This window comes from Sutcliffiella sp. FSL R7-0096 (assembly GCF_038595065.1).
GTDB lineage: Bacteria > Bacillota > Bacilli > Bacillales > Bacillaceae_I > Sutcliffiella_A.
Genome location: NZ_CP152003.1, coordinates 1,789,958 through 1,808,210 on the forward strand (window position 1 = coordinate 1,789,958; position 18,253 = coordinate 1,808,210).

Here is an 18,253-nt window from a genome sequence, read left to right on the forward strand (position 1 = left end):
AGCTAATAAACTTGGGTAAATACCTTCGTATAAGTAGAAATGGAGGAGAACATCATGAAAACTCGCGATTCCTTCTTTGATAATGCGAAGTTTATCTTAATTTTTTTAGTTGTATTCGGGCACATCATTTCCCCTTATCGGGCAAATGATGAGTGGCTTGTATCCATTTATCATTTTATCTTTATTTTTCATATGCCAGCCTTTATTCTATTGGCAGGGCATTTCAGTACCAACTTTCATAAAAAAGGCTATTATGTAAAAATTATAACGAGATTGCTAGTACCGTATCTCATTTTACAGACGATTTATACGCTGTATTACAGTCAGCTTTATGCAGATCCATCTATGACATTAGAATACTTCACCCCAAGATGGGCGATGTGGTTCTTATTGAGTATGATTGCCTGGAAGCTTATGTTGCCCCTGTTTGGGAAATTCCAGGCGAGATATAGTATACCGCTGGCAATACTATTGGGTATCGTAATTGGTTTTGTTGATATACCTGAAAGATTCTTAAGCTTGGACAGAACGTTTTATTTCTTTCCATTCTTTTTGATAGGATACTATTTAACTATGACAGACTTATTTGAAAAGCTGAAAAATGGTGCATATCGTATTTATGCTTCGGCATTCCTAGTTGTGTTATTTGCTGGAATTTACATTTGGCTAGGTGGAATTGATGGAGCGAGTATCCTTTATGGAACTTACACCTTCTCTTCTGTAACGGATATGTTGATCCGCATTGGAATTTATGCTGGTAGTATGCTTGTAACCATTGCATTTTTTGCATTGGTACCTAAAGAGAAATATATCTTCACAGGCATTGGAAGAAGATCATTTTATGTGTATATCTTGCATGGCTTTATCATCAAATGGTTCTTTGAGACGAGCTTTGGCCAAGCAGTCAACTCTCCTGCGGGATACATGTTGCTACTGTTATTGAGTATCCTTGTGACGGTGTTAACAGGGAATAAATACGTGGTGAAAGCCATTCAGACGCCATTTGGCTATCTGAAGGAAAGTTTGTCGTTAAAGAATGGCTAAATATAAAAGCCGCTCCGTAACTTTAGGTTACAGGAGCGGCTTTTTAAAGTCTAATTACGGAGTGTGATGGATGAAAAAATACTGCTTTTTAAAGGGATATGCTTGTTTGTTCACCAACATCTCCTAGCAGGACAAAATCTGAAAGTTAGATTCTTGTTTTTTCCCACTCGCTCAAGTGTAGGACTCCGAGTTCAGGTTTAGGCTCCTCGTCGAGAACGGCAAGATACTCCAAGTTATTTCCATCAGGGTCTGAGAAGTAATAGCAGGCAGCAGGCATCCATGCGTGGACAACGGGTTCGCTTGCGTCCAATCCAAAGCTCGGAGAAAGCGCAATACCTTTTTCATCTAGAAACTGAGGCACGTTTCGTAATTGTTCGAGTGTCACCTTAAAAGCAAAATGTGAACGGACAAATTCATGCTCCTTGACCTCCCACACTCCCAGCATCTGCTGTTTTTTTTCTGAATCACCTAAAAAGAAAAATGCCACTCTTCGCTCCTCTAAAAAGTAAGCAAGCTCTAACCCCAGATTTTTATAAAATGCTACCGCCGACTCCAAATTTACCGTTTTCACATGCGTTTCATATAATTCCGCGTTTTTCATGGAAAGTTACCTCCTGATATTTATTAACTACTTTTATTGTAATAGGAATTTTTACACTTAACCTCCTGAATAAGTGGGAAGATTAGATACAACTTTAGACGGAAAAAAACACATAACCTGTTAGGGTTATGTGCTATTGTTACAATATATTATGGGGTTTGTTTATCCAGTTTTTTTGAATCCATTTTGACAGAACGATAGTTGTTAACAACCCATATTCCTAACAGGGAGAGTACGGTGGACATAGTAATAACGGTGGGCAATAGGTCGGTGATTTTTGCAATTAAACTATATAAGATACCAAAACTGACCATTGTCAGAATTACACTGACAAAATGAACTTTTTTGTTCAGGTATGCCATTAAACCGCCACCTGAAAAAACAAGCATACCAAGCAAGAATAGCGCAATCACTGGAAAAAGATATTCCATGTCTTGCATAACCTCCGTCATGATGGTTTCTGTTTCTATATGTATAGTATATCATAAAACGGAGAAAAGATTCAGAAATCGGACAGGGGGTCGCTTATGAAAGTCAGGAAAGCCGTTGGTGCAATCGTAACGATTGATGAGGATTATGTGTTAATACTGAAAACAAAAATACATACTACAGAAGGTAAAAAAGAAATTGATGGTGAATGGGATTTTATAAAAGGGGGGGTGGAGGAAGAGGATCCTTCACTTGAGAAAGCTATCATAAGGGAACTTGAGGAAGAGACGGGAATGAAGTCGTTTTTTGTGAAAAAGGAATTGGAAGAAAGAATAAGCTTTAAATTTCCACAACATGTTGCAGAAAGGGTGGGATTTCATTCCCAAGAGACAACCATGTTTCTTGTTGAATATATAGGTGAGAACAAAGACTGGAGACCGCAGGATGACGAGATTAGTGAGATCGGTTATTTCAAAAAAGAAGAGGTTCTAAGAAAGCTTGCTCACGAGGAAACAAGGAAATACTTCCAAAAGCATTGTTTATAATTAGGATTGACAATATGTAAAAGGGAAAATATACTAATAGTGCAAGACTATACGAGAAAAGGAAGGTACAAGGTGCGATGTGGAATTAATCTATTTTTTAGGAGTGAACTCATGTGATTGATAAAATGAGGAACCTGGAGAATTGGATTAGTCTGCCCATTTTTACCTGCCATAAGTATCGGAAGAAAGTCGCTTCGCTATCCTTTTTGGAATAGTTTTATTTTGTGATACTTACTTGTAGAATAGGCCTTGTTTGCATATGCAATCGACTTTTCGTTCAAACCTCTCCAGGATTCTGGGGAGGTTTTTTGTGATGATTGATACTATGGCTGCTCATATATAAACAATAAAACATTAATGATGAGGTGCATATGTATGACAATGATATTACAAGTGAAACAAGTGAATAAGAGTTTCGGAGAACGGGATATTTTGAAGGAGATATCTTTTGATATAAGAAATGGGGAAAAGATAGGGTTGGTCGGTTGGAACGGTGCAGGGAAAACGACCTTGATGAAGTTATTGATGGGGGCGATCGAACCAGATTCTGGAAGTATTAAGAAACTCCCTACTACATTAAGAATTGGCTATCTCCCACAGAGTACTGATTACACGATAAGGACAGAAGAAGAAATGATCGAGGAAGGTAAAAGCCTACTGCGAACGGCCAGTGAGTTGGGGGTGAACCGTTTCATCACAGGAGGTGAAGACTTCTTTGACACCTTAAGCGGAGGCGAGAGGCTTAAGGTGGCTTTGGCGAAAATTTGGACACAATCTCCGCAACTTCTTTGTCTGGATGAGCCGACCAATCATATGGATATGAAAGGTGTTAACTGGTTGGTGTCAGAATTACAGAAGTTTAACGGTGCAGCCATCATCATTTCCCATGACAGATATTTCTTAGATAAAACGGTTTCTAAGATTTATGAAATAGAGGACTGCAAGCTAATGGAGTATGAAGGTAATTATACAGCGTATCGCCAAGAGAAACAGCGCCGTCTCGATCAACAAACGCGTGATTATGGGAAGCAACAAAGAAAGATAAAAATGATTGAAGATCAAGTTGCCAACTTGAAGCAGTGGTCAGAAAAAGCGCATAGGGAAGCAGGAAAGAGGGATAACCCAGGTGAGCGTAAACAGATGGGCTTAAAGGAATTCGAGCGGGTAAAAGCGAAGAAAAAGGATAATCAAATTAAATCAAAGACAAAAAGGCTGGAGCTTGAACTCTCCAAACATAAAGTGGAAAAGCCGAAGGAAGAAGTCCAGGTCAAATTTGAGTTTGAAACGGATGGAAAAAGAGGAAAAAGAATACTGGAAGCGAAAGGGCTAACAAAGCAATTTGCGGAACGACTGCTGTTTGAAAAAAGCCATTTTTACGTGAAGCATGGAGAGAGAATTGGGTTAATTGGTGAAAATGGAGCAGGGAAAACCACTTTTATTAAAATGCTATTGGAACAGGAATCAATTACAAAAGGCTCCCTGTGGAAAAGTGCTTCCCTGAAAATTGCCTATTTGAGTCAGGAAGTCAGTGACATGCCTTTGGATCAAAATGCAATGGAATATATAGATCTTATTGGGTGGGAACGTGTTTCCAAAGCCCGCACGATTTTTGCGAATATGGGGATGCATGAGGAAAAGCTCACAAAGCCACTTAATACCTTAAGCCTTGGTGAAAAAACTAGAGTCAAATTGGTTCACATGATCATGCAGGAATATGATGTCTTAATACTGGACGAACCGACGAATCATCTGGACTTACCGAGCAGAGAACAGATGGAGGCTACCTTGTCTACGTTCACTGGAACGGTCATGGTCATCTCCCATGACCGGTATTTCATTGAAAAACTTTGCGACAAGTTGCTGGTGATTGAAAATAAAAGAATCAAACGAGTGGAAACAGGTCTACAGGAGTACGAAGAGAGTAAAAAGAAGCAGGTGTCATCTTCTGAAAAAGAAACAAGGGAACAGATTGCGATATTGGAGGCAAAGATTACCGAATTATTGGGGAAAATCACTATGGTAAATAAGGACAGTAAGGAATATTCTGACATGGATGATGAGTTACTCAAGTTAATGCAATTAAAAAGAGAATTAGCCTGAATAAATGAAGAGGCTGCCATTAGGTTCGAAATTTCCTAATGACAGCCTCTTTTCTTATTTCATCATGTTGCTGCAGAACCAGAACTGTTTTGTGAGCGTCTTCTTTTCTGAATGGCGTTCATTCCCATCACAACTGCTACCAACTCTTCCGTCTCTAAATCCGCGGTGTAATCGGATAATTCAAAGGCCGCTGCCTCAAAGAAGCTCTCGGTTCTTTTGAATTCTGCAGCCAGTTCATCGTTCTCATCAAATAGTGTATATTCCCTTGAAAAGGCAGGGCTTTCCAAGCGATAAATTCCTCGGCCGTGTGCTTTGTATTCATAGATGGATTTGAGGAAGGCGAACCGTTCGCGCAGCTCTCCTATCTCTTTTTCCTCATGATCTTTTACGTACCATTTGTTCGAGAAAAAACCGAAACTTCCACTTATAATGATTTTTCCGTCCGGAGTTTTGATATCCACAGCAGCAGAAAAAGCACTCCTTAAATCTAATTTTCCAATAATCTTTTGATCCTCATTAAATATCTCCGTTTCTCCAGACGAGAAGAAATTATCTGAAAAATAGACAGTCTTGTTCATTTGCTGTCCCTCCTTTATCTTTATCTATTCATACGATTAATAATGAGGATGGTTTCAAAAATAAATTAGTTGAGCCTCAATTTCTGTCCTGAATAAATAGTGTCCGAGCTAAGTTTATTAAGTTCTTTTAATGCACCAACTGTTGTGCCGTATTTTTTAGATAAGGAATACAAGGTATCCCCTTTTTTTACTGTGATGGAGAAGCTTTCCGGTGAAGGGGAGAGGTAGAGTTGTTGACCGATTTTTATGGTGTCTGTTGTAAGGTTGTTCCAGTCCTTCAGTTGCTCTACGGAAGTGTCAGCTTTTCTGGCTAAAGAGTAAAGAGTATCTCCTTTCTTGACCTCGATAATCACAGGTGCCTTTACTAAAAGTTTTTGCCCAGTATAAATATTGTCATATGTTAACAGATTCCATTCTTTTAACTCCTTTACAGTGGTTCCGTGAGTTTTTGCAAGGGAATAAAGGGTATCCCCTTTTTTCACAAAGATATCTGTTATTTCTCTTATAATGAGTTTTTCTCCTGCAATGATTTTGGAGCTTGTCAGATTATTCATCTTCTTCAGCTCGCTAATAGATACATCATGTTTCTTTGAAAGACTGTATAGCGTATCCCCTTTCTTGATGGTGATAACCTCATTTGTACTTGCAGCAAAAGCAGGTTCATAGGAGGAGAAACCAAGTGCACCCGAAAGTCCAAGTGTAATAGCCAATGCAAGTACGGCTCTTTGATGTTTTTTCATGTTGAACACTCCAATGTAGAAAATTTGATTACACTTACTTTGACGTAGTTGGAGGGAATTTGTCGCTTGTACATGAAAAATAAGTAAGCCCATTTTTTTAGCAAGGCTCTGTTAAACCCCGCTGTTGATTTCCGCACTAGGCTTCGCTTATCCAGGGGGCGACCTTGAGCCTCCTCGCGCTACGCCCTGCGGGGTCTCAAGAATGTCTCTATCCCCCCGCAGGAGTCTTCGCCTAATGCTCCAATCAACAGCTAGGTTACTGCAAAAATCAACAGCATTAACAGAGCTTTTAGAAAAAAAGAATCTGTGATTTTTTCTCACAGATTCTTACCAAATAATCTATTTTCTCGTTTTCCAAGCATCCAATACCTGTTGTTCTTTTTCTCGGTGAATGCCGGCCTTCCGTTCTTCCTCTTTCCTTGAGGTCTCCCAATGGAGTACATCTTTCACCGTCTCTTCTACGGAACGTACTTCCAGGCGGTGCTGAACAGCCTTTTCAATACTTATGGAACCTGCACCTCGCCATGGTTCATTGCCTTCCACGAGTGGATGTTCTTCTGGAATCCATAGGGGCATTTCTGTCCAAGGTGCAACATGTTGTTCCAATAAAAAGCCTTCCTCCGCCCATACAAAATCCACTTCCGAACCAGTCACCTTTTTGCAGGTAGTCAGAAAATCCTCCATCGTGAGCGGTGTTGTCGGTCCGGTCACATTAAAGGTGCCGGTCACCTTCTCATCCGCCATTTTAAGAATCCAAAGAGCCATGTCCCTTGCATCTATAAATTGTATTGTTCTTTCTTTCCGGCCAGGTGCGAGTATCTCACCGCCATCAGCAATACGATTAACCCAGTAGGAAAAACGATCTGAATAATCGTATGGACCAACTAGAAGGCCAGAACGGACATGCAAAACCTTGTCAGGCATGTTTTCCTCCGCGGCACATTCACTCTCTGCCTTCAATGCACCATAATGGGCATTGATTTGTTCCTGCGTACCATAACCGATTTCATCTATTTCCTTGGCTGTCAGGGACTGTACGGGATAGTCCTCTGTGAGGTTAGATGGAATCCAGTCTTTGTAAACAGAAATGCTTGAAATGAAGGTATAATGGTCGACTTTATCCGCCAACACTCTTGTTGATTCCCTTAAGGCTTTTGGGGTAAAACCGCAAGTATCAATTGCTACATCCCATTTACCTGTTTCGAGAAGAGAAAGATCTTTGTTGCGGTCTCCTACAATACATTCCACTTGTGGGAACAAATCTGGATGATTGCCACGATTGAACAAGGTCACTTCATGTCCTTGAACTAACGCCTCTTCTACAATGAACCTGCCTAAAAACCGTGTACCACCAATCACTAATATTTTCATATGTAGGCCTCCAAGATTTAATAAACTATAATAGATATTCTATCTCACCAACCAATAATCCTTTTTCTGAAATCGGCTCAAGCATTTCTGGATTCTAGATTTCTCCCAAAATACCATTTCAGTAAGGGTGGAACAACAATAATGATAAATAAAAGCCTCACTAATTGGAGTGAGCTCACGACTGCTGGATCCCCTCCAACCGAAGTTGCTGTAAGCACCATTTCAATCAGTCCCCCTGGTGCGACACTCAAGATGGCAGTCGGCAAATTTAAGCTGGTCATAGCTGCCAAAATCATCCCAAGTCCAAAGGAAACCAGGATTAACGTGATGGTCAAGCCAAAATAAACAAAGCAATATTTGCCTCCAAGTTTCAAATCCCCAAATGATATCCCTTTTCCCATCCCTATGCCAACTGTTATTTGTGCTGCTATCAATAATAAGGGAGGAAGAGTCGCCATCTCTACTAGACTAATATTAAAGAATGCAGTTAGCGCCAGTGGTACGATGACAATGCCTGCTGGGATTTTATTTCTTAGGAAGATTCCTGCAACTGCTGCAGGAATGAACCATACATACTGCCAGCCACCAAATTCGTAGGCACTGCCGATGGAAGTAGCAGAAGCAGGGCCAGATCCACTCACTGAAAAAATATGAAGTACTACAAATGGAACCATGAACAGAACGGTCAACAAACGAACAGTCTGGAAAATTACCACTAAGGAACTCTTCGCGTTTAACGATTCACTTGCAATCACCATCTCCGACAATCCACCTGGTATGGAACCGAACACACTTGTAATCTTGTCAACAGATATCCATTTTGTAACAAGCACGCTATTAATGATGCTTACAGCAATCAATGCGATGGTTGATAGCACATAAGGAAATATGTATGGTGCCACCGTCAATAATGTATCTTTTGTGAAATAAAGTCCAAAAAATAAGCCAAGAATTAAAAATCCACTCTGTTTCAAGGGGTCTGGACAATAAACCTGACGCTTGAAAATACCTTGATACAGCAGGATGGAAGTTAATGCCCCTAGAACCCATGGCAGAGGTAGGTTACCGAGGTAAAATACATATCCACCTAGACCGCCGATGACATAAGCTTCCATTAATCCGAATATAGGTTTATTTCGCATATCTAAAGACTCCTTTATTTGAATAAAGCAATTGTAACATATTTCAAGGAGAAGGGTAGGAGGTTTCTAATTAACTACTAACTACCTAGCGGGGGGATTTCGACATTTTACTTTGAGTAGATTGATAGATTGATTCGACAGCAACTTTGGGGCTAATTAATCAAATTAGTCGAAAATGTAAAAAAAGTAAAATGATTAACAGGTATAAGTCGATTTTTCGTGTATTTAGTATAACGAATCATACGATGGGGGTGTAGGGATGAAAAGGGGGAAAAAAGGGAAGATAGGGGATTGGAAACGCTTTGTTCCGATTCTGTTTATTTTAATTTTATTGTCTAATAGTGTGTTGCCATATGTTGCTTCAGCAAATGATGAAAATGTAAATGATAGTCAAAGTCAAGATATTGAACTGGAAAAAGAGAGGGAAATGGAATACCAGGAACAAATGAATAAAGTGGAGGATATAGAACTGGAAAGAGGGGAGCTATTGAATGTCCTTTTGGGTCTTGAATGGGACCCACCAAGTTTACTCCAAGAAAATGAGGTAGGAGATATTACAGATATAGAAAAAGTTGAAACGGCAATCGTGGAAGAATTGAAAGAAAAGAAAACAGTGGATATTATTGTACGTCTGAAGGACAAGGCAGAGCCTAAAAAGGCTATGATGAATGCAACTGGTAAAATGTCGCATGAAGACCGTGTGAAGTTGGTGACAGATAATCTTCAAAAGCATGCAAGTGAAAATCAAAAAGGTATTATATCGTCCATTTCAACCCTTGAGAAAAAGGGGATGGCATCAAATGTTGAGTCACTTTGGATTATTAACGGGCTAACCTTGACTGTGGACAAGGATGGCTTGGAAGAACTAAAAAGTCAACAAGATGTTGATAGAATTACATTAGACCGGGTTATTGAAGCTCCAGAAATCACGACGGAAGGCACGAAGCCAAGACTTCCTGAATGGGGACTTGAAAAAATAAAAGCTACAAATGTTTGGGGGGAGTATGGCCTAAAAGGGGAAGGAATTGTCATTGGAATCATGGACTCAGGTGTGGATGGTACACACGAAGCACTCGCTCATAACTATCGTGGGAGGGATGGAAACCACCAATATTCTTGGATCGATGTTTCCGGACAGAATTACAGCACACCTCAAGATGGTTATGGACATGGTACGCATGTTGCCGGTACGGCAGTCGGCGGAGGGGATGGTGAACCGATCGGGGTGGCACCTGAGGCAGAATGGATCGCTGCAAAAATATTTACTGATGGTGGGTCTGCTACCATTTCCGGTATACATCGTGCATTCGAATGGTTTATGGCTCCTGGGGGGGACCCATCCAAAGCCCCTCATATCGTAAACAACTCTTGGGGGAATCCCAATACTTTTAATAAGGAGTTCTATGAAGATGTTCAGGCATGGGTGGCAGCGGGGATTTTCCCTCTTTTCGCTGCTGGAAATGAGGGGCCAGGGGCACAAACAGTTGGTTCACCGGGAAGTTTTCCAGAGTCATTTACAATCGGAGCTACGGATAGCAACGATCAAGTTGCATCATTCTCAAGTCGGGGCCCAGTATATTGGATAGATGAGGAGGGGAATCAACAACGGCTTTTAAAGCCGAACGTGACTGCTCCCGGACATCAAGTTTATTCAGCTTGGCCAGGAGTAAGAGGCCAAGGGAAGTACAATACGATAAGCGGAACTTCCATGGCAACACCTCATGTTGCCGGAGCGATAGCTCTTTTGTTACAAGCAAATCCGAATCTATCCATCCAGGATATGAAAGACCTCCTTGCTGACACCGCAAGACAGGAACAGCATATGGGCACTTTGCCTAATGACCTTTATGGGGAAGGTATCATTAACATCTACCAGGCTGTTACAGAAACTGCTTATGCAGGCCAGCTAAAAGGTACTGTCCAGACTGAGGATGGAAACGATGTGCCAATCAAAATTGAGATTCCTACACAAGAAATCAGTGTGGAAGTTGCGGAAGGCCCATTTGAATTATCTGTAAGAGAAGGAAAACATAAAGTCATTGTTAAGGCATTTGGTTATAAGCCGTTTGAAGTGGAAGTCGTCATCAAAAAAGGAGAATCGACCTCCGTTTCCTGGAGCTTAGAGTCATCTGATCGATATGAATTAAAAGGAAAAGTGGTAGATAAAGAGACACAGGCCGAAGCAGCACATCCCTATATCTCACTAAAAGGGACCCCCATCAACACCAGGGGGGATGCATCTGGGAACTTCAAGCTTAGCAATATACCAGAAGGAGAGTATGAACTTGTTGTCACTGGTGAAGGCTTTAAAGGAGTCAGCAAACAAATAGAAGTTACAGGCAAATTGGAACTGACAATCGAAGTGGAGTCGTATTCGTCGACCTACTCTCGTGAGTGGACCACCGCCAACAGCCGTCATGATAGAAATGCAGTGTCAGCAAATGCCATTGATAGTAATGAATTGAGCCAGCAATGGGAATATTTGAATGGTACAAAAGGGCAGATTCTTTTTGCAAGTCCATCCGCCTCAAAGAAATATGTAGTATTCACCACAGACAGGGGATGGGTGACGGCATTGGATGCAAGAAGCGGAGATGAGATCTGGAGTATACGGCTTGGTAGCAGCAATCGATCAACTCCAACAATTGTGGATGAGACTGTCTATCTTTCAGGAGGACAGGATGGAACAATTTATGCTTTAAATATATTAAATGGAAATATTAAATGGAGTAAATCCATTGGTCAGCCGGCAATCTATGAATCTCCTCTCTATAAAGATGGGACACTTATTGTCAGTTCAGGGCTGACAGATAACGCAAGTGTGTATGCGTTGGATGCAAGAGATGGTAAGGAATTATGGTCTTCATCGCTCGGAGGTTCTTCCTTCTTTGGCGGTGCGATAGGGGATCAGCTTGTATATATAGGTTCTTATGAAAACCGTACAATAAGAGCGTTGCAGATTACAGATGGAGCAGAAGTTTGGAGTAAGCAGATCTCACAGGAAGGCTTCGCGTCAAGACCCGTCTATCATGAGGGGACTGTTTATGTACAAACCTCCAACTTTGGCAATGGTGCAGGATCTCTCCTTGCGATAAATGGGAATACAGGTGAAATAGTGTGGCAAGTGGCAGGAGTTGGGGATTCCCAGGCTGGTTCTCCTATCATTTATGAAAATCTGGTAATGGTGGGGTCGTCCTCTATGTCGATCTTGCGTGCATTTAATAAAACCACCGGCGAAGAAGTCTGGAGCAATCGTAGTGTCGGAACTGCGCTTCATAATGGAGCTGTAAGTGCAAACGGTGTACTTTTATTCTCTGGGACAAGCGGGATGTTGCAGGCACTTGATGTGTATTCAGGTTCAGTATTGAAAGACTTCTCCTTACCCGACTATAGTACATCCGGAAGCCTCATACTTCCTGGAAATGTCGTGGTACCGCATCGCAATGGGATTGTTAGCTTTCAGTCCCCGGGGACATTAGAAGGGGACATTTTGGGTGAGAACGGAGAAGGGCTTTCAGCGAAAATCTCTGTATTGGAAACCGAGGAAGAAGGAGATATTTTCAATGATGGCAGTTACAGTTTTAAGCATCAACCTGGAGAATTCACATTAAAGGTAAGTTATTATGGAAAAAACAAATCACAGAAAAAGTTACATTCGTTTCAGGCTACAAACAGGTCAAGAATTTTACTCTATCTGAAGCCGAATCAGGCGGTTTGGAGCTATCCGTTAAAGATGAACGAACAGGTGAAAATCTCAGCGGGGTGGAAGTGGTAGTAAAAGATACTCCTTTGACAAGTACTACCGACGATAACGGTTATTTGCAATTTGATGGGATATATGAAGGCAGTTATGAGGTTGAACTTAAGTTGAACGGTTTTAAAGAATGGACGGATACGATAACAATTGAGCCGGACTCAGTAAATTCGATTGAAGTAAATATGCAGCCATTTGATATAGCGGTATTAAATGATTGGGAAGGGGAAGTCACCTCCCTATTAAACTCAAACGGATTTTTTGCGGAAGAAAGAGACTGGGATATTGTCGATGATATTGATCGTTATAAAACCATCTATCTGAATGGGGCATATGGTACCGGCGGATGGAGACCGGATGCTATATTGTTCAATGAATTGGTGGATAAAGCGGAACAACATGAAGTGAACCTGGTGTTTGCCGATTCTTGGGGGTCAGGCTACGGGTCCATCCGTCAGCTTACAGAGTATAATCTGGATCCAAAGGAGATTGCCCACTATAACGGTATGGGGCAAGTTCGTTTACAGGTGGATGAAGAGCATCCAATACTGAACGGGTTTAGCAAAGGCGATAGAATTACCTTATTTACAAGAACAGGAGATTTCGCTTGGTTCAACCAGCACTCAGGGCGCCATCTTGCAAGCATCGGAAGTACCACGCAAGGAACGAAAGGAACGGGGATATCTTATAAGGCTGTTTCGGAAAATGCCGCCCATCTGTTACTGGCTAATCACGGGGCATCACCATGGATTTCTCCGCTGCAAGGTTGGCTTCCAGATATGCAGGCTATACTTTTCAATGGTTTGCGTTATTTGCATGATGCGGAATTTGGCAAAGTGACGGGCACGGTTGTCGACCTTGATGGAAACCCTGTAAAAGCAGAAGTGGGAATTGTGGAAACCAATATCTCCACGAAGACGGAGGGGGAACAAGAAGCTTTCGAATTGTTCCACGATGAAGGGGAATTCACGATTGAGGTCAGGGCAAGTGGATTTGCCACCCAAACAGAACAAGTCGTCATTGAACATGGAAACCCTCTAGAAATCCAAGTTGTTCTGACATCTTCTAATGGTGATAAAGTGTCGGGTGTCATAACAGACGGAATGAGCAAACAACCGATAGCGGAAGCGGTTGTGAAAATGGTTAAAGACGACGAAGTGGTAGTAGAAAGGGAGACTTCCGCTAATGGAAGATTTGAATTTACAGGATTGGAATATGGAACATATACCCTTCAGGTTGAAAAAGAAGGTTATATAAAATCAACCCAAAGAATGGAAGTCGGCAGAGTTCAAGGTGATGTAAATGTGGAACTTTTTGCGACACCCAGGGTTGCGGTTCTAAAAGATTACAGTTTTAGCTCACGCAATTTTCAATCGTTAATGGGAGATGCCGGAATACCTGTCACTCCGCTTACTTTTACGAATGTAATGGAAGAAATCAAAAATTATGATGTTTTATTTATTAATGAAGCATCTAACTCTGACTTACCGTTAACTCTATTCAATTCTTTAATGAAACAAGCGGATCAGGCAGGAACAAGTGTTATTTTTGGTGACAACAACGGGAGTACTGCTGCCATTGCGCGGCTCGTAGCTTTGCGTGAGGATCCAACTTCTAGAAGGACCATAACAGATACAACCAAGTCGGCAGGATATGTGGTAATGGAAAATCACCCCCTATTCAAAGGTGCGGAAAATGGCGATTTTCTCGAAATGACGATACCCTCTGGTGGAAGGATTGCAACGTTTGATGGGTATACCGGCTACACCCTCGCTTCCATTAAACACGAAGGAAATGATAGCGTACACGGACCCGCGGTTGCCTTTAAACCAAGAACATCAGGAAATATTGAGCTACTGGTAAGTGGTCATGGATTTGGTACATTCAGACATAAGGATCACTATACACCGCAAGGAAAGGATTTCTTGGTGAATGCCGTACTTTGGGCAGCCTATGCAGAATTTCAAACCATATTCGGAACATTGATGGATGAAGAGGGAGAACCAATAAAAGGGACAGTTTCGGTAGAAGGAGAAGCTTTCTCAGCTGAAACAGATCCAGAAACTGGAGCATTCAGTATTGCCATGGTTGATGGAGATTATGACATCACAATAGAAGCATTCGGCTATGAATCCTTGAGTAAATCAGTAAGAGTAGATTCAAGCAGTGAACCACTTGCACTTTCCCTCCAAGTGGACGATAGAGTAGGGACAATTAGCGGAGTGGTGGAGAATGAGTCGAATGGGAATGCGCTGGAAGGCGTTCAAGTGGATGCCCTTAATGTTCCTCGAGAGGCAATAACCAACACCCAAGGTTCCTTCCGTATAAATAAGATAATGCCAGGCACCTATCAACTTCTTTTGACGAAAGAAGGCTTTGTTAATAAAGAAGTGAGTGTGGTGGTAGAGGAAAATGGAGAGATGAATGTAAACATTTCCTTAAAACCTTCTCCTACAATTGGTATTATTGTCGACTCGACTTCTTCAGGAGCGGTAACGATGAAACAGTATCTAGAGGAAAAGGGATATAACGTTGTTGATATGGATTATTCAGATTTAGATATGATAGAAGATGTGGATTTGGTCATTGCAAACTCTGACTATGATAATAATAAAATTCCGACAGCTGCTGAATTTAAAGCATTTCAAGAGGTCTTGGATAGCACAGAAACGTCTGTTATATGGACGGGGCAACATGCAGGAAGAGGTGGCATCCGATTCATGAACACCTATGACAGTAATCCTGGTGTTGCAATTGGAGGAAGTCAAGCAGGGATTCAAGGATTGGTTTACGAGGAGCATCCAATAGTGGCAGGGGTACCTATGAATGAATTATTCCCTGTATCCAACGGCTCCAACTATTTTTACGCCTTTGATGAGTACGATGGAGAAACCATCGCTAAACTGACTACAGCATCGGGGGATAGAATTGGAGAAATGATTGGGTACAAAGGGAGAACCAACCATTCAGTGGAAGTATTATTGGCAAATTTCACATTTGGTCACCCATATCACCCAGGTCTGCCGCAATATTTTGATGAACATCGAGAACGTATTTTTAACAACACCTTAACATGGATCTTGGATAATCGTGAATCATTAGTAGGTGAATTGAATGGCAAGATAGTCAATGAAAAAGAAATGGAGGTTCAAGCAACTGTAACTGTCTTAGAAACAGGTAAGACTATATCCACCAATCAGCAGGGAGAGTTTTACCTTGGGCTACCTGCAGGATCTTACACCATGAAGGTGGAGGCTTTTGGTCATCTTGCACAAGAGTTTCCGATTGTAATTGAAAATGGTGGAAAGTTGGAAGAAACCTTTGAAATAATGACGGACCAATCCGGAGTAATCAAAACTATCGTGAAGGATGGACAGTCAGGAGCTGTTGTGGAGGGAGCGACAATAACTATTTTGGAAACACCTGTATCGGGGATAACAGATTCGGAGGGTGTTTTTGAAGCGGTTGTACCAGTTGGATCTTACAGTGTAAGGGTGACTGCTCCAGGCTTTGCACCTGCCCTACAAAACAATGTTGTTGTGGAAGAGGATGGAGTCAACGAGCTTACCTTCCATTTAGATGAATCTGAAAAAATCGGGGTCGTTGGGACGGCAGTAAATGGCGGAAGAATAGTGAGCTTATTGGAACAAAGAGGCTATGATACAGAATTGCATTTAAACTCTTCGATGAACAATTTAATTGATAATATTTCGGATTATGCGTTAATAATCTTCAATGACAAGCATTCAAGTATGAACAATGAACAATTCAGATCCTTTATTGAATTGGCGGACGCTAATCAGGTCAGCATGATTTTTCCTTCACAGATGAGCAATGGGACCGTTCGGGAACTATCGTCGGTTTTCAGAAATCCAGAGTCTGTGGGACAAAACTATGTGCCTGGGGAAGTACAGGTAGCGGTAGATCAAAATCACCCAATCTTTGATGGCTTTACGTCTGATAGGATTAGCATTTTGCAAAATGGAACCAACAGCGTTCAGTATGCTGTGTATGAGGGATACAGCGGTACAACCATCGGGACACTGCATCACCCTGAAAGAGGGCTGCTAGGTAGCGGGATCGGCTACGAATACCGAACCGCAAACTCTGTACATGTATTGTTGTCCGGACTTCATGCAGGAACGTATGGTCATCCTGATTTAAAATGGACAGAGGATGCTAAAGAATTGTACTTCAATGCAGTAGATTGGGCAATCTCAGCAAGTCTTGGAGAGGTGACAGGAACAGTACGCTCTGCTGATGGTGAAGCTATCCCGAATGCAAAAGTTGTCATTGATTCGTTGGGAATGGAAACCACAACCAATAGTTCCGGGCAATATAAACTCGGAGTTGGTACTGGCACCTATGAGATAAAGGCAAGTGCCAGGGGTTATCTGGAGCAAATACAAGAGATCCAGTTATCTGAGCTGGGAGAAGAAATTGTTGCAGACTTTGAGCTTGAAAAAATAGAAGGTTCCTCTATTTCTGTGGAAGTAACTAATCAAGAAGGAGAGGCAATCAAAGGAGCGAAAGTAAAGTTAACATCCTCAGATTTTTCAGACTTAGAAGACGAATTGATGACAAATGAAGAGGGAGCCGCAGTCTTTACTGACCTATTGGATGGGGAATATGTAGTGACGGTAACCTTGGCAGGCTATATGAATTCAACAGAAAAGGTACTTCTTGAAGGAGACGATACAGCTATTACTTTAGTGCTATCTGCTATCGAGGTAGCAGTGTTAGGAGATTGGAACGAATCGCTAACCAACTTCTTGAATGGAGAAGGATTGTATGCAGAAGCAAGAGATTGGACAATAGTGGACGAAATAGAACATTACAAGTTAGTGGTAGTTAATACATCTAAGGGGACAGAAGCACAAATGAATGCTTTGCTAGAGAAATCGGAAGAATTTGAAGTTAGTCTTGTGTTTGCAGGCACTTGGGGAGATGGATCCATACCTCTGTATTCGAAAATTTCCGGTTATCCGGTATTAGATCAACAGGGGTACAAGGAGAGTGCAGTAAGTCTGAAGGTTCAAGAGGGCCATCCAATTTATAATGGTATTGAACCGGATGAGGCCGGCTTGATCGACATTCATGTTGAACAAAGTCCTTATGCCACGTTTAAGGAATATCCGGGTGAGAAGCTTAGTAATATGTATGTGAATGGTGAAGACAATGGTACCGCCATTGCCTATGAATTTAAAGGTAAAAAACACATGCATCTATTGTTATCTAGTTTCGCTGCAACGAATATGATAGGACCTGATAAAGGGTGGACAGAAGATGGGAAACAAGTTTATGTCCAGGCACTGCGCTTTGCAATGGAAGCGGAAAGAGAAGAAGAGTCTGTGGAGCCGCCGGGGGCGCCGGAATGGGAAGAGAAGAGAATCCAAACCGGTGATAAACCTGTACTGGTCAAGGGGATTGCTGAACCGTTATCAACTGTCCATATTTATCAAGAGAAAGATGGGGAGAAAACTATAATTGCTTCTGTGGATGCATCAAAGGAAGGCACATTTAGTGCAGAGTTACCATTGAAAAATGGTAGCACTTTCCTGGTCGCACAAGCAGAAAATGAAGGTGGATTGTCTGAGTGGAGTGACACGCTTCAAGTGATAGTTATTGGTAAGCCTATTGGGAATCCGAGAGAGCACAGGGTGCCAGAGCAGCCAGTGAAACCAATGGATGAAACCAAAAAGGAAGAAGTGGAGTAATCTTAATTGTTGTTTTTAAGCCGGGAGCATCTTTTATTAGATGTTCCCGGTTTAAACTTTGCTGTTTCCTCAAAGTTTGATGTTGGAAATAATTATACAATTATGGATTTAAGTGGAAACTCGCTCCCCTTGAGCGGGAGGTATCTATAGACTTGAGATAGAAACCGAGTGTTGCGTTGTGACGGGTTCAAGCAACGCTCTTAGGATAAGCGGGTGACTGCAAAAAAAAACA

General features: G+C 41.6%; 11 protein-coding genes. 5 read left to right on the forward strand and 6 right to left on the reverse strand.

Features of this window, described 5'->3' with window-relative positions:
- Nucleotides 1–54 precede the first annotated feature (54 nt).
- Nucleotides 55–1,044 carry an acyltransferase family protein gene (locus MKY77_RS09160; RefSeq protein WP_339145535.1) on the forward strand — a complete coding sequence of 330 codons (990 nt, stop codon included), beginning with the start codon at nucleotides 55–57 and terminating at the stop codon, nucleotides 1,042–1,044.
- Nucleotides 1,045–1,189: 145 nt separating this feature from the next.
- Here the strand turns inward: MKY77_RS09160 and MKY77_RS09165 are convergent, their stop codons facing one another.
- Both MKY77_RS09165 and MKY77_RS09170 read right to left on the reverse strand, forming a co-directional pair.
- Complete coding sequence (locus MKY77_RS09165) at nucleotides 1,190–1,645, reverse strand: VOC family protein (RefSeq protein WP_339145536.1); 456 nt, start codon at nucleotides 1,643–1,645, stop codon at nucleotides 1,190–1,192.
- Nucleotides 1,646–1,794: 149 nt separating this feature from the next.
- The gene (locus MKY77_RS09170) at nucleotides 1,795–2,097 is read right to left on the reverse strand and encodes a hypothetical protein (RefSeq protein ID WP_342515702.1); all 303 of its coding nucleotides are present in this window, start codon (nucleotides 2,095–2,097) and stop codon (nucleotides 1,795–1,797) included.
- A gap of 75 nt (nucleotides 2,098–2,172) precedes the next feature.
- Between MKY77_RS09170 and MKY77_RS09175 the strand changes: the two genes are divergently transcribed.
- Nucleotides 2,173–2,619, forward strand: coding sequence for an NUDIX hydrolase (locus MKY77_RS09175; protein WP_339145538.1), 447 nt, complete (start codon nucleotides 2,173–2,175; stop codon nucleotides 2,617–2,619).
- A gap of 375 nt (nucleotides 2,620–2,994) precedes the next feature.
- On the forward strand, nucleotides 2,995–4,719 hold the full coding sequence (abc-f, locus tag MKY77_RS09180; protein ID WP_339145539.1) for an ABC-F type ribosomal protection protein: 1,725 nt from the start codon (nucleotides 2,995–2,997) through the stop codon (nucleotides 4,717–4,719).
- 62 nt (nucleotides 4,720–4,781) lie between these two features.
- Here the strand turns inward: abc-f and MKY77_RS09185 are convergent, their stop codons facing one another.
- From MKY77_RS09185 to MKY77_RS09200, 4 genes are all read right to left on the reverse strand, one after another.
- Nucleotides 4,782–5,297, reverse strand: a complete 516-nt coding sequence (locus MKY77_RS09185) for a hypothetical protein (protein ID WP_339145540.1) — start codon at nucleotides 5,295–5,297, stop codon at nucleotides 4,782–4,784.
- A 65-nt stretch (nucleotides 5,298–5,362) separates the two neighbouring features.
- Nucleotides 5,363–6,037, reverse strand: coding sequence for a LysM peptidoglycan-binding domain-containing protein (locus MKY77_RS09190; protein WP_339145541.1), 675 nt, complete (start codon nucleotides 6,035–6,037; stop codon nucleotides 5,363–5,365).
- Between the two features lie 339 nt (nucleotides 6,038–6,376).
- Nucleotides 6,377–7,408: an SDR family oxidoreductase gene (locus MKY77_RS09195; protein WP_339145542.1), complete on the reverse strand. Its 1,032-nt coding sequence runs from the start codon at nucleotides 7,406–7,408 to the stop codon at nucleotides 6,377–6,379.
- Nucleotides 7,409–7,485: 77 nt separating this feature from the next.
- Nucleotides 7,486–8,550 (reverse strand): AbrB family transcriptional regulator, encoded by a 1,065-nt coding sequence (locus MKY77_RS09200; protein WP_339145543.1) that lies wholly within the window; start codon nucleotides 8,548–8,550, stop codon nucleotides 7,486–7,488.
- Between the two features lie 259 nt (nucleotides 8,551–8,809).
- Between MKY77_RS09200 and MKY77_RS09205 the strand changes: the two genes are divergently transcribed.
- Both MKY77_RS09205 and MKY77_RS09210 read left to right on the forward strand, forming a co-directional pair.
- Nucleotides 8,810–12,325 carry a S8 family serine peptidase gene (locus MKY77_RS09205; protein ID WP_342515703.1) on the forward strand — a complete coding sequence of 1,172 codons (3,516 nt, stop codon included), beginning with the start codon at nucleotides 8,810–8,812 and terminating at the stop codon, nucleotides 12,323–12,325.
- On the forward strand, nucleotides 12,265–18,021 hold the full coding sequence (locus tag MKY77_RS09210; RefSeq protein ID WP_342515704.1) for a carboxypeptidase regulatory-like domain-containing protein: 5,757 nt from the start codon (nucleotides 12,265–12,267) through the stop codon (nucleotides 18,019–18,021). The genes MKY77_RS09205 and MKY77_RS09210 overlap by 61 nt, the downstream gene beginning before the upstream one ends.
- Nucleotides 18,022–18,253: the final 232 nt, after the last annotated feature.